This window comes from Prevotella sp. BV3P1, from assembly GCF_000479005.1.
Lineage (GTDB): Bacteria > Bacteroidota > Bacteroidia > Bacteroidales > Bacteroidaceae > Prevotella.
Map to the genome: position 1 here is coordinate 151,377 of NZ_AWXC01000041.1, position 13,074 is coordinate 164,450.

Below are 13,074 nucleotides of genomic sequence, written 5' to 3' on the forward strand. Positions count from 1 at the left end.
CGTATATTATTAGATTCTTGCTGAAAACTTTGTCTATTGCATTTTTTTCCAGTACATTTGAACGGCAAATCAATCTTTAACACTTACTACTATTAGAAAAAATGAAGTCAGATTCACAAATCGCACACGAAACAAAGCTACTGCCTATCGCTGAGATAGGCGCGAAAATCAACATTCCTCAAGAGGCTCTTGAGCCTTATGGCAAGTACATGGCCAAAGTTCCATACACCCTCATCGATGAGGAAAAAGTAAAAAAAGCTAATCTCATCTTGGTCACTTCCATCACGCCCACCAAGACAGGCAATGGCAAGACAACGGTCAGCGTGGGACTTGCCCTGGGTATGAACCGTCTTGGAAAAAAGGCGGTGGTTGCTCTTCGCGAGCCATCCCTTGGTCCTTGCTTCGGCATGAAGGGTGGAGCGGCTGGCGGAGGCTATGCGCAAGTGCTGCCTATGGAGAAAATCAATCTCCATTTCACCGGCGACTTCCATGCCATCACCTCGGCCAACAACATGATATCGGCGTTGCTCGACAACTACTGTTATCAAAACCAGGACCAGGGCTTCGCACTCAAAGAGGTGCTTTGGCGGCGAGTGTTGGATGTCAACGACCGTAACCTGCGCAATGTTGTCACAGGCTTGGGACATCGTACCGACGGCGTCGTCAATGAGTCGGGCTTTGACATCACGCCTGCCTCTGAAATCATGGCCATCCTCTGTTTGGCCAAAGATGAGGAAGATTTACAGCGTCGGGTAGAGAACATCCTCTTGGGTTTCACCTTTGACGACAAGCCTTTCACCGTGAAGGATCTGGGCGTGGCTGGGGCCATCACGGCTCTTTTGCACGATGCCATCCATCCTAATCTGGTACAGACCACCGAGCACACGCCAGCATTCATCCACGGAGGTCCGTTTGCCAATATCGCACATGGCTGCAACAGCGTCATGGCCACCAAGATGGGAATGACGTTTGGCGATTATGTCATCACGGAGGCTGGATTCGGTGCTGACCTGGGTGCCGAGAAATTCTTGGACATCAAGTGTCGCAAGGCCGGTCTTTCACCTAAACTCACCGTGCTTGTGGTTACGGCACAGGCACTCAAGTTGCATGGCGGCATTGACGTGACGGAGATCAAACAACCGCATCTCGACGGCATTCGTCAAGGAATGGCCAACATGGATAAGCACATTGCCAACATGCAGGCCTTTGGCCAAACCGTCGTGGTGTGCATCAATCGCTTCCCCGATGATACTGATGAAGAATTGGCACTGGTACAAGAGCATTGTCAGGAGCTGGGCGTAGGCTGTGCCGTCAATACGGCTTATACCGATGGTGGAAAAGGGGCTGAAGCCTTGGCACAACTGGTTGTCGATACCATCGATGAGCATCCGTCTGCCCCATTGAAGATGTTATATTGCGATGATGAGTCTGTTGAGGAGAAAGTGCGCAAGGTGGCTCAACGCATTTATGGTGCTGATGACGTTGTTATCAAGCCAGCTGCGAAGAAAAAACTGGCGCATATCGCTGCTTTGGGTTATACTCATTTCCCCGTCTGCATCGCCAAGACGCAGTATTCATTCTCTGAAGATGCCAAAGCATACGGTGTGCCCACCCATTTCAAAATCACCATTCGCGACTTTGTAATCAATGCCGGTGCCGAAATGATTGTGGCCATCGCTGGCAGCATCATGCGTATGCCTGGTTTGCCCAAGAGTCCGCAGGCCGAAAGGGTGTATGTTGAAAATGGCGTGATACAGGGATTGTCGTAATGGAAGGACTGATATAAACGTAGGGAAACAAAAAAAGACGGCAGGTGAAAATGCTCACTTGTCGTCTTTTTTGTCGGGATGAGGCGACTCGAACGCCCGACCCCTACGTCCCGAACGTAGTGCGCTACCAACTGCGCTACATCCCGATGTGCTTTCTGTTATTTGCTGTAAGTGGCAAACCGAAAAGCGTTTGCAAAGGTACATCATTTTTTGCAAACCGCAACAAAAAACCGTGTTTATTTGTTTTCGTCAATATGGCCCTTCCAATTAGAAACAATCCACGTCGTTAAAAAACAGTCGTCCGTAGGTTTCGTCTATGGCAAAAATACGAATGAAACACAGGTAACATCTTGCTTGCCAACATAGATGCGTCCGGGTATCTCATTTTTTAACAACGAAAAATGCGAAAGAAGCAAAAAAGACGTTGCTGCAAAAGATTTTTCATGGACAAATGTCCCATTCCAATAGCATTGATTTTGACCTGTAAACTCAATGGGTTTGGGCACCAATCTCAATGGGTTTGATGCACAAAGTCAATGACATTGCGCCCCCGTGTGCGGCAAGGTGAAATGGAACATGATTATCATCACTTTTTTTGTCAAAATTAGTTGAGAGAAAAGAAAAGCGAGGAAGTGCGGTTGCAACGGTAGGACACGGAGTGTGTCGGAACGGTGAATCCTTGCACATTCGTGTCCATCCTTTGCAAACGAATGTTCTTACAGCAGCTCTGGAAGCTGGAATAGCTTGATGCCGTTGCTGCCTTTGATGAGGATGTAATAGCCTTGTGGTGGCTCTTGCCGCAGGACTTCCTTCACAGCCTCTATGTCCTTGAACTTGCGAAGCGATGTGTTTGTGCGCCCAAATTCCTCGCCCACGAGCCACACCTTGTCCAAGTTGAGCGTGGCGATGAGGTCCACAATCTTCTGATGCTCAGCCAAACTCACGTCGCCCAGCTCGCGCATGTCGCCCAAGATGGCCATCTTTTTCGGCACGTCCATGCGTTGGAAGTTGGTCAGCGCGGCCTCCATGCTCGTTGGGTTGGCGTTGTAAGCGTCTACGATGAGCTTGTTGTGGGCCGTGATCTGCAGCTGGCTGCGGTTGTTGCTCGGCACATACCCTGCCAAGGCATGGTTGATTTGTTCGTCGGAAACGCCGAAGTGCGACCCAATGGTGATGGCGGCGAGCATGTTGTCGAGGTTGTAGGCGCCGATGAGCTGTGTCTGCACCTCGTGCCATCGTGTGTCCTCGCAGGACGAGGGGACAGCCGCTGTCTTGCGCCATCTAAACTTCAGGTAGGGCGCGCAGCTCACTACCTCGCCTCGGATGCAGATGCCCGGGCGGTCGGTCTGTGCGAATCCCATGGCTTTGACGTTGGGGCAGTGGGTGCGGAACATCTCTTTAAGGTACTCGTTGTCTTGGTTGATGAACACGAGGCCTTGCGGTTTGTGCTGCTGCATGTAGTCGTACAGTTCGGCCTTGGTGCGCATCACGCCCTCGAACGAGCCGAAGCCCTGCAGGTGAGCGCGCCCCACGTTGGTGATGAGCGCATAATCGGGTTCTGCCACTGTTACCAGTGATTGGATGTCACCGGGATGACTTGCACCCATTTCCACGACCGCTATCTCATGTTCGGGCTTCAAGCGCAAGAGTGTCTTGGGCACACCAATCTCGTTGTTGAAGTTGCCTTGCGTGTACCACACGTTGAAACGTTCAGCCAGTACGGCCGCCAGCAACTCCTTGGTGGTGGTTTTCCCGTTGGTGCCGGTGATGCCGATGATGGGCGTGCCCAGTGTGCGGCGGTGGTAGTTGGCCAACTGTTTTAACGTTTGCAGACAATCCTCTACCAGGATATAGCGTTCATCTTCTTGTATCTGGTATTCCTTTTGGTCAATCACAGCGTATGCGCATCCCTTTTCCAAGGCACTATGTGCAAACTCGTTGCCATTAAACGAAGTTCCTTTCAAGGCAAAAAACATACTGTCTTTGGGGCAGTCGCGACTGTCGGTGGTTACCACTGGATGCGTTAAAAACAGTTTGTATAGTTCAGAAATATCCATACCTTCTTTATTATGAGCGATCAATGATCGTTCTGTTTCAATTGCAAAGGTAATTGAAATCACATTGTTGACAAAATATTTTTTTCGTCTTAGACTTTGCAGTCGATTAATAATATTATACAATACGGCTGGATGATTGATGATCTCACCTTATAATCACTCACAGAGTTCGACCTCACCATACAAACGTTCGCTCGTTGGCAAACGCACGCATGACGTGAGTAATGAGGCTGTGTACAATGCAATATGTTGCACTCTTTCATGCAACATCTTTGTTGCCAGTTCATTCAATGTCAGCATTGTTGTTGAAACAAAGAGAAAAAGATAGTTTTTTCAAAACAAACAACCTTTCCTAAATGAAAGTGACGTGACCAACCTCTTGCTGTCCGCATGTAAGATACAAATATCCTCATAAGATAGGATACATGATATTCACAGAAAAATAGTAACTTTGCATGCAGACAGATGAATACTACTTATACTGCGCATGTCATTTTTTTTCGCCTTTGCCCAAGCCATGTAGCCATGCTGGCAGAGGTGGGGGCAATTGCCAAAGTTTCCGTAGGCTGGAAGGCCTTTGCGGACATGGGTGCTTCTGGAAATGAGACGAGGCGTAAGTGATAATCTTTTCTCACGATGAAGCAGCAATTACTAAACAAATACAATATTCCGGTGCCGCGATACACCAGCTATCCACCGGCCAACTATTTCCACGAATTTACAGAACGCGAATATCTTGCTGCCGTCGACGCGTCCAACCATCAGGCGCGCCAGCCGCTGGTGTCGTTCTATCTGCACATTCCGTTTTGCAGGCATCTGTGCCATTACTGCGGCTGCAACTCTTACCCCATGGCGGATGATGTGGTGATAGGCCACTATGTGGACGCCCTGCATCGGGAGATCGACTTGGTGGCTGCACGGATTGACACGGCTACACGGAAAATCTCGCAGATACACTATGGCGGCGGAAGTCCCACGGCACTGCCCATCCATTACCTGCAGGAGCTGAACGAGCACCTGTTGTCACTGATGCCGGCCATAGAGAATCCCGAGATAGCCATCGAATGCCATCCCGGCTATCTCACGGCCAGCAACTGGGAGGAATTAGGCAGATGTGGCTTTACGCGCTACAGCTTAGGCGTACAGGACTTCGACCAGCGCGTGCTGAAGGCCGTCAACCGCAGGCCGCCCTTGATGCCTATAAGCGAAATCATGGACATGTTGCGCGCCCAGGGGGCGACCATCAACATGGACCTGCTGTTCGGGCTGCCGCTTCAAACACCCGAGTCGTTCGCACAGGCCGCCCAGCAAGCGGCCGCCCTGCATCCCGACCGCGTGGTGACGTTCAGCTATGGACATGTGCCATGGGTGCATAAAAGGCAATTGGTACTCGAGAAGCTGGGCTTGCCCAAGGATGCCGACAAGCAGGAGATGTACCGGAAAGCTGCGGATGTCTTTCATGCCGCCGGTTATCGCAGCATTGGCATGGATCATTTTGTGCTGCCTACCGACGAACTGAGCATCGCACTGGACACCAGGCAGCTGCACCGCAACTTCCAAGGATATTGCACGCGCCGCACCACAGGGCAGGTCTATGCCTTCGGCGTAACGGCCATCAGTCAGCTGGAAACGGCCTATGCGCAAAACGGACGTGACATCCAAGCCTATATCGACACTATACGACAGGGCAAGTTGTACACCCGGCGCGGCTACCAACTCACGCGGCAGGAGCAAATCGTGCGCGAGGTCATTGAGCAGATGATGTGCAACTACCATCTTTCCTGGTCTGAGATAGCTGGGCGAATCGGCATCACGCCGGCCGAGGTGAAGGCTGCCACCAACTACGACGAGGCTAAGTTGCGCGAAATGGAGGCCGACGGATTAATACTGCTCAGCAATGATGCCGTGGCCATGACCAGCATAGGCTCGCCATTCGTACGGAATGTAGTGGCTACTCTCGACCCGCTGATGCAACACACCGACAAGAAATTTTCAAAGCCAGTATAAGGCTGGTTCTATAAATTACCACCGCATATAGTCATTAAATGTTTATGAAATACGTTTTGTTATCTTTTGGCTTCTTTTTTAGTTCAAAATGTAAGATTGTTCAGTCGTGTAGCTCGCTACACTCCTTCACTCTCTTGCATTTTGACCTCAAAAATAAGCTCAAAATCTAACAAAGCTAATTTATAGAACCAGCCATAAGCTAAAACATAGAAAGAATGATGCCATTAGAGGATATTCAAAGGCAACAAGGTACCATGGCTGTGGCCGACCAACCGTCTGCCTTGTCCACGGAAACACCAGAACCCGTTGACGTTTGCGTGGTCGGTGCCGGAATCACCGGCCTCACCACAGCCTTCCACCTGATAAAAAAAGGACGTAGCGTGCGTGTGGTGGAGAAGGCCAACCGCATTGGCGGACAAATCCACACGCACCGGATAGGCGATTTCGTGATGGAGAGCGGCCCCAACACGGGGGCAATCTCCTATCCGGAGATAGTCGAACTGTTCAACGCGCTGGACGGTGACTGTCAGTTGGAGACGGCGCGCGCATCTTCCAAGCACCGTTTGATATGGAAGGGCGACCGCTTTCGAGAGCTGCCGTCCGGACTGATTGGCGGGCTGCGCACGCCCTTGTTCACCTGGCACGACAAGTTTCGCATCCTGGGTGAGCCGTTCCGTGCCAAAGGAACCAATCCTGATGAATCGGTTGGCGAGCTGGCTGCGCGACGATTAGGGAGGTCGTATCTTGATTATGCCGTGGATCCTTTCGTGTCGGGAGTCTATGCGGGCAACCCCATGACGCTCGTTACCCGTTATGCCTTGCCTAAGCTGTACAATCTGGAGCAAACGTACGGGGGATTCATCCGTGGTGCCATGGCCAAGGCCAGAGAGCCTAAGAGTGACCGCGACCGACTGGCTACCAAGCAGGTGTTCTCGGCTAAAGGCGGTCTGGAGTGCCTGGTGCAGGCCTTGGGTGTGGCTATTGGGCCGGAGCATATCACGACCGGAGCCAATGGCGTGCAAGTTTTTCCTGATGCTAATGGGTATGAGGTGAGATATACTACGGCAGACGGCATGGAACATCGCATTGCTTGCCGCAAGGTGGTGACCACATGTGGTGCTTATGCCTTGCCCGCCCTCCTGCCATTTGTGGATGAAAGGCTCATGAAGGATGTCAACAACCTGTTCTACGCACCTATCGTGCAGGTAGGCGTGGGCATAAGGAACACAGGCGGAAGGCAGTATCAAGCGTTTGGCGGTCTGGTCCCTTCGTGTGAACGGCAGCAGGTGTTGGGCATCCTTTTCCCATCGGCTTGCTTTGAGGAGCGCGCGCCAGAGCACGGGGCAGTGTTCTCATTCTTCTTAGGAGGAGTGAGACACCAGGAGTTTATAAGCAAGACAGATGATGAGTTGACAGACATTGTTGATGATGCTTTGCACCGGATGCTACAATTGCCAAAGCGTATTCAACCCGACGAGCTACGTATATTCCGCCACCATCGGGCCATTCCTCAATACGAGGTGACCAGTGGGGCACGTTTCGCGGCAATTGACCAAGTGGAGCAACGCTACCCTGGCCTTGTCCTGGCAGGAAACCTCAAGGGAGGCATCGGCATGGCAGACCGCATTCGGCAGGCTGTGGCCGTGGCCAAAAACATATAATCCTAAAGTGAATATGAGACGGGTTACACTGAGGACATATCTTAATCCTTAATTCCGCAACACTATTATAAAATAAACTTTTTAAGTACCTGAGCAACAAAAAGTTGCTCAGGATTTTGCCCATATCAGAATTTTCACTTATCTTAGTGATGCAAAAAAACAAGAGAATCCGACGATAGACATGGTGAAGATACAAATTAAATCTGAGAGACTCACTCCTTTTGGGGGATTATTTTCAATCATGGAGCAATTTGACTCTACATATTATCATCTGTAATTGATGCTACAAATAGACATATAATATGCATCCTAAAAAACACTACTTATAATTGAGTATATTCTAAATATTGTAAAATATCTTCCAAATTATCATAATAATCCAATATGTTCGGTTCTTTATGCATATACATTTTTCTCACATGGGAAAGAATTATCTGTTTTAGCTTATGAAAATTTGAAGGATTTACGATTTTACACAAAGCCAAATCAATAAAGATCCAGTCAGCTCCAACATCAGGTAGAGAAACCTCTCCGTTTAAAATTGGCAATATTGTTTTATTATAGAGTTTATCAAGTGACGAATATTCTGAAAAGACATATTCTGAACACTTTTGAACTTTTGCTTGTAATTCATTAAAATCGGTTGCATATTTTTCCCCATTCAAGTTGAAATAAAACTTGTCTTGCATAGATAGCATATCCCCAGAAAAATCGATACTGGGTCCGTCTCTTTGGTCTTGCAAATTTTTCATACTAAATTTCTCAAACCATTTTGATAGAATATCGAATCTTACACCATAGATAGGGTATATTACGAGAGATGATGTTGCTTCGTCAATCCAGTGATCCATCTCAATAAATTGCTTACCACCTTTTGTCTTCAACAAGAAGGAAGAGTCTCTTTTTCTAAATTTATATTCAGAAAAAAAGTTAAGATTAAGTAAATCTTTTATTATTTTATCAAATATCATAATTCATAATTTTTGTTCTTTTTTATTTTTGATACAGCGAATCTTCATATACAAGCCTATAACTATTAGCATGTTTATAACAAGCCCTATAAAGTTTACAATAATACCTGTATCGAATATCTGGTAAATCATACTTACTATCACATCGTTATATAGTGTTTCTACTTCATATTTTATGCTAACATATGCGTTAATAACAAATAAGGCATAGACTATAACTAGCAAGAATGATATTACTAAGTAATATATTAACAACTTTCTCATAGCAATCATCTATTAAAATCTTGACTACTGCTGCTATTACTTCCACTTCCAAAAGAACCAGAACCATTTCCACTAAAATAAGAACGTGTGCTAGAACTGTTTGCACTTGACCCAGCACTAGAGCCAAGACGTCCTGAACTACTTCCAGCACTACCTGCACTTTTTAAAGTTTGTTCATTAAAAACATGTGGATAATTTGATTTAAATTCCATTGTCTTAATCCTTAATTCCGCAATACTATTATAAAATAAACTTTTTAAGTACCTGAGCAACAAAAAAGTTGCTCGGGATTTTGCCATGTCAGAATTTTCACTTATCTTAGTGTTGCAAAAAAAACAAGAGAATCCGACGATAGACATGGTGAAGATACAAATTAAATCTGAGAAACTCACTCCTTTTGGGGGATTATTTTCAATCATGGAGCAATTTGACTCCACAAAGACTTGACGTAAAGAAGTTCGGACTCAATGCAACAAGTCGCATAAAAGCGTTTGTCTTCAGGTTTATCTCTGTACCAGCCAAGTGGATCAGGGCATCAAAGCGGTATGTGCTGAATATCTATACCTGTAATAATGCTTACGCAGATGTTTTCCAAACTGATTTTGGATAATGCCTACAACTTATGGGAATGATATTGTGTATTGCCTCAAGTCACATTGTGGGATAAGGGGATATTGTAGGCAGAAGTGGGTGCTTCAAGTTCAAATTATCTGCAAATTCGAGACCTCTGCAAAACTACGTTTGCTCAAGAATACCATACTTGGCTATCAGCAAGTTATGTCTTTCAAAGTCCTCTGCTATGAGACTTTTGTAGAGGTCTTGTAATGTTATTCCTTACGTTTTTTGATTCCCATATAAGAGTATTGAGGACACCCTAATATAGGTGTTGTCTGTTACCTTTATATGGGTAACATTCTACAGCTCTATGGAGACCTTATATGTTATTATTCTTTTAGGTATCCAGCATAAATTTTTGCAGGTTTTATTTTTTCCCCATTATACAAGACTAAATAACAAGGTTCAAAAATACGGACACTATTTAGTGTTGTGTCACTAAAACTTGCTAATGGAAAGTCAGCATCTAACGCTAACTTTCCATTATAATCATTATAAATACAAATTCTCATTGTATTTTGAGATACAGATACCTTCTTGAGCCAATAATATTCTTTCAAATCTCCTTTTCTTATTGCACCTTTAGGAGTATTAAAGTCTTCTATTCTAATTACAACCATTATTAAAATAAAAACGCTTAAAATAACAGATGTAATAAAGAATATTGATGCTCGCTTAATGATTTTTCTTTGCATCATCTTCATCCCCTTTGCCTATAGTCGTTGTATTACTAACTGGATTGTATTCAACCTTAATTCTGCAACACTATTATAAATTAAACTTTTTAAGTACCTGAGCAACATAAAGTTGCTCAGGATTTTGCCATGTCAGAATTTTCACTTATCTTAATGTTGCAAAAAAAAACAAGAGAATCCGACGATAGACATGGCGAAGATACAAATTAAATCTGAGAGAGACTCACTCCTTTTGGGGGATTATTTTCAATCATGGAGCAATTTGACTCCACAAAGACTTGACGTAAAGAAGTTCGGACTCAATGCAACAAGTCGCATAAAAGCGTTTGTCTTCAGGTTTATCTCTGTACCAGCCAAGTGGATCAGGACATCAAGGCGGTATGTGCAGAATATCTATACCTGTAATAATGCTTACGCAGATGTTTTCCAGACTGATTTTGGATAATGCCTACAACTGCTCTTGTGGAAGAATTCACATGAAATGACTCATCCCACTTATATGGATTGTTTTCTTCTGTTGAAATGGTTTGAAGACTGACCTTTTGATTAGAGCATGAAAAAACAAGAGTTAATGCAAGCATCATGGTTGAAGCCTGCAGAATAACAACTAAAAAGCGTTTCATAAATATTATTTTATGTTTATCGTATTCCTTAACGTACAAATTGCGCCATTCTTCATACTATATATATTAAAATATAGAGGCCGAATGGGTTGTTGGTTAAAAATATTAAGTATATCTTGCTTTGTTAAGTTTGAACGTTGTTGAACAATAGGTCTACACTGATTGTCAAATGTGATAATTAGTGCATTGCGTACAATACCATTGTTTTCTATTGAAACAGCTGTATTTATTCGTTCATCATCGTTATGGTTTTCTATCGCTGCTATGACATAACATATTTTCCCCAGAGTTATCGAATTAATACAGCCATAATGATTTTTCTCAACAGGATATACTGACAGTATGTTCTCTGTTTCATCAGCAAGGGAAAAATGTGCCATTACTTGATTCAAGCTATATACAATAAAGGATTGATATCGAAGCTGTATACTGTTGTTTTGTAGCCATAAGGAGTCTAATGAGATACATTCTTTCCCTCCATATGCCAAACGAATCTCTTTCAGTGTATTAAAGCGATTTTGAGAAAAGGTGAATTGTTCATTTTGCTCAATATCATTCTCTTTTAATGACTTTATAATCCTCTGTGTTTCTAACAGATTTGGAGTATAATTATACTCATAAAATTCTGCTCCATATGACAGCATGGTCGAAACCTTATTATATTGAGGGTTTGGCAAAGAAGTAATATGTCGTGCTGAAGTGTTCTCTAAATCAACAACATTTCCAAGAAAACATTGTACGTAGTTTTCTTCAACAATAGGAATATCGTAAAGGTCAAAATTATACTGACTATGTTTTATAGTATCATTTTGAGAGATTGTACTGTCATTCTCATTGTGGATTATTTGCTTATTTGGTAATGGTTCATCATTGCCACAAGCAAACAACATCATTGGTGTAAATATGTAGCAAAATGCATATTGTGCACCCTTCTTTATATAAGGGTATCTCTGCATAGTTTGGTATGTTTTGTTAGTGCAAAGGTGGCATTTTATCAATTGCTATACAAGCATTTTCAACGACACATAATACAACGCTATATTAATTGATTTATATCAATTATAACAGTAGTAAACCTATGTTGTTCAGCAAGTCTAAACTGCTATGGTCGTTACCATAGGTGTCATAAATTAAATCTAAGGTTCTACATGCTCAATCAATGTCGACCCAAATAGAACATTTTCATAGAATAACGCAATAAGGACGTTCAAGGGCTTAGTTGCGGATTTGAGGTTACGTTAAAGTAGCTCATGCCATGGTAAAATGTATCCATGGCAAGGCCTACTTTTTATTTGTAGAGTAAGAGAGAAGAAACCATTATTCAACCTGTGTCATATGACTTTCCATTATTTGCACTAATTGTGGTGCTAATGGAGTGACTATTGTACTATCATCCCATTCAGAAAAAGGCTCGTTTGATTTTGATTTCCTAACTTTTTTGTACTGCCTCATTTCGTCTTTTGAGATATACTTGTGTTCCAAAACATATAGTTCATCGAAAACTTCAATCATCTGTTCTTTGGGCTCCTTCTTGTGACTAAAAAACAACTTTCTATAGTTCTTTCGGTTTATCAAATCCATATAAGATTGATATTCAGACTTATATATATAATTTTCTGTCTGATAAAAGTTCTCAAGCCGTGTAGTATAGCCAAATAGTGTTTTAGGCTTCTTTTCTTTAGTACTAAGAACATCATATTCAACTCGCAATACCCCTTGAACTGTATCTAACCTTATTACACCTCCAACCATTTCGTTTAAGAATAATCGGCAATCTATACTATCTGCATTATATCTCCATCCTTCTTTTTTTAATGATTCTATCAATGTGAGACCATCCAAATATGGAGTATAAATATATTTATCAACAAGAGTATTTGTTCTTTTTTTATCCTTTTCAATCAATTCGTTGTTTTGGAAAGTACGGATCTTTTGAACAAATCTCTCCGTATCTTTATGTTTTACATTGATAAAAAAATCCAAGAAGCCGTCTCTGAAATATTTCATGCAAGAATCATTCAGTTGATAGCTTCGAAAGTAAGTCTTAAGATAAATGTAATCTGTATTCTTTGCTGTAACTGTCACCTCTTTCAATTGATAGTCAATAGGAGAAAGAAAAACATTTTTGCCTTTCTTAAATTGTGAGGATTTCACATTCTCTGGATTATAGGCAATATGCTGTATAGTAACAATCTCATCACTCAAGTTTTTAGGTAAATTACCGTCAATATCTGTCGTTCCAACGACAGCCCCTTTGTTATTTAAAATCTGCGCATAGGATATTGGCTGATTTGTTGTTTTATCCAGCAATACAGCCTGACCTAAGACATTCAGATTTACAATGAATAATAAGGGTAAAATAATGCAAATTTTTACTTTCATACTAATAAAAGAACTTATTGTCATCCAAAA

Annotated in this window: 10 protein-coding genes, 1 tRNA gene and 2 pseudogenes; 5 read left to right on the forward strand and 8 right to left on the reverse strand. The window is 43.4% G+C overall.

What is annotated here, in order from left to right:
• Positions 1 to 101 precede the first annotated feature (101 nt).
• Positions 102 to 1,769, forward strand: a complete 1,668-nt coding sequence (locus tag HMPREF1254_RS07655; protein ID WP_023057990.1) for a formate--tetrahydrofolate ligase — start codon at positions 102 to 104, stop codon at positions 1,767 to 1,769.
• A gap of 73 nt (positions 1,770 to 1,842) precedes the next feature.
• On the opposite strand, the gene HMPREF1254_RS07660 is transcribed toward HMPREF1254_RS07655, so the two are convergent.
• Positions 1,843 to 1,915, reverse strand: a tRNA-Pro gene (locus HMPREF1254_RS07660).
• Between the two features lie 570 nt (positions 1,916 to 2,485).
• Positions 2,486 to 3,826, reverse strand: a complete 1,341-nt coding sequence (locus HMPREF1254_RS07670; protein WP_036878299.1) for a UDP-N-acetylmuramoyl-tripeptide--D-alanyl-D-alanine ligase — start codon at positions 3,824 to 3,826, stop codon at positions 2,486 to 2,488.
• A 636-nt stretch (positions 3,827 to 4,462) separates the two neighbouring features.
• Between HMPREF1254_RS07670 and hemN the strand changes: the two genes are divergently transcribed.
• A complete protein-coding gene (gene hemN, locus HMPREF1254_RS07675) occupies positions 4,463 to 5,833 on the forward strand; it encodes an oxygen-independent coproporphyrinogen III oxidase (protein ID WP_023058009.1) in 1,371 nt (456 codons plus the stop codon).
• Positions 5,834 to 6,087: 254 nt separating this feature from the next.
• A complete protein-coding gene (gene hemG / locus HMPREF1254_RS07680; RefSeq protein ID WP_051331304.1) occupies positions 6,088 to 7,494 on the forward strand; it encodes a protoporphyrinogen oxidase in 1,407 nt (468 codons plus the stop codon).
• A 323-nt stretch (positions 7,495 to 7,817) separates the two neighbouring features.
• On the opposite strand, the gene HMPREF1254_RS07685 is transcribed toward hemG, so the two are convergent.
• Together HMPREF1254_RS07685 and HMPREF1254_RS12170 are read right to left on the reverse strand one after the other, a co-directional pair.
• Positions 7,818 to 8,465 carry a hypothetical protein gene (locus HMPREF1254_RS07685; protein ID WP_023058094.1) on the reverse strand — a complete coding sequence of 216 codons (648 nt, stop codon included), beginning with the start codon at positions 8,463 to 8,465 and terminating at the stop codon, positions 7,818 to 7,820.
• A 269-nt stretch (positions 8,466 to 8,734) separates the two neighbouring features.
• On the reverse strand, positions 8,735 to 9,148 hold the full coding sequence (locus tag HMPREF1254_RS12170) for a hypothetical protein (protein ID WP_196806297.1): 414 nt from the start codon (positions 9,146 to 9,148) through the stop codon (positions 8,735 to 8,737).
• A 17-nt stretch (positions 9,149 to 9,165) separates the two neighbouring features.
• On the opposite strand from HMPREF1254_RS12170, the pseudogene HMPREF1254_RS11775 reads away from it, so the two are divergent.
• Positions 9,166 to 9,339: pseudogene (locus HMPREF1254_RS11775) on the forward strand (IS1380 family transposase); the annotation flags it as partial.
• A 334-nt stretch (positions 9,340 to 9,673) separates the two neighbouring features.
• Here the strand turns inward: HMPREF1254_RS11775 and HMPREF1254_RS07695 are convergent.
• Complete coding sequence (locus HMPREF1254_RS07695) at positions 9,674 to 10,042, reverse strand: hypothetical protein (RefSeq protein ID WP_155945442.1); 369 nt, start codon at positions 10,040 to 10,042, stop codon at positions 9,674 to 9,676.
• Positions 10,043 to 10,310: 268 nt separating this feature from the next.
• Here HMPREF1254_RS07695 and HMPREF1254_RS07700 point away from each other — a divergent pair.
• Positions 10,311 to 10,484: pseudogene (locus HMPREF1254_RS07700) on the forward strand (IS1380 family transposase); the annotation flags it as partial.
• On the opposite strand, the gene HMPREF1254_RS12175 reads toward HMPREF1254_RS07700, so the two are convergent.
• The 3 genes from HMPREF1254_RS12175 to HMPREF1254_RS07710 all read right to left on the reverse strand — a co-directional run bounded on the left by HMPREF1254_RS12175 (position 10,402) and on the right by HMPREF1254_RS07710 (position 13,044).
• On the reverse strand, positions 10,402 to 10,662 hold the full coding sequence (locus tag HMPREF1254_RS12175) for a hypothetical protein (protein WP_196806299.1): 261 nt from the start codon (positions 10,660 to 10,662) through the stop codon (positions 10,402 to 10,404). The pseudogene HMPREF1254_RS07700 and the gene HMPREF1254_RS12175 overlap by 83 nt on opposite strands.
• 5 nt (positions 10,663 to 10,667) lie before the next feature.
• Positions 10,668 to 11,618 carry a hypothetical protein gene (locus tag HMPREF1254_RS07705; protein WP_023058049.1) on the reverse strand — a complete coding sequence of 317 codons (951 nt, stop codon included), beginning with the start codon at positions 11,616 to 11,618 and terminating at the stop codon, positions 10,668 to 10,670.
• A gap of 361 nt (positions 11,619 to 11,979) precedes the next feature.
• Positions 11,980 to 13,044 carry a hypothetical protein gene (locus tag HMPREF1254_RS07710; protein WP_023057992.1) on the reverse strand — a complete coding sequence of 355 codons (1,065 nt, stop codon included), beginning with the start codon at positions 13,042 to 13,044 and terminating at the stop codon, positions 11,980 to 11,982.
• Between the last annotated feature and the right edge of the window lie 30 nt (positions 13,045 to 13,074).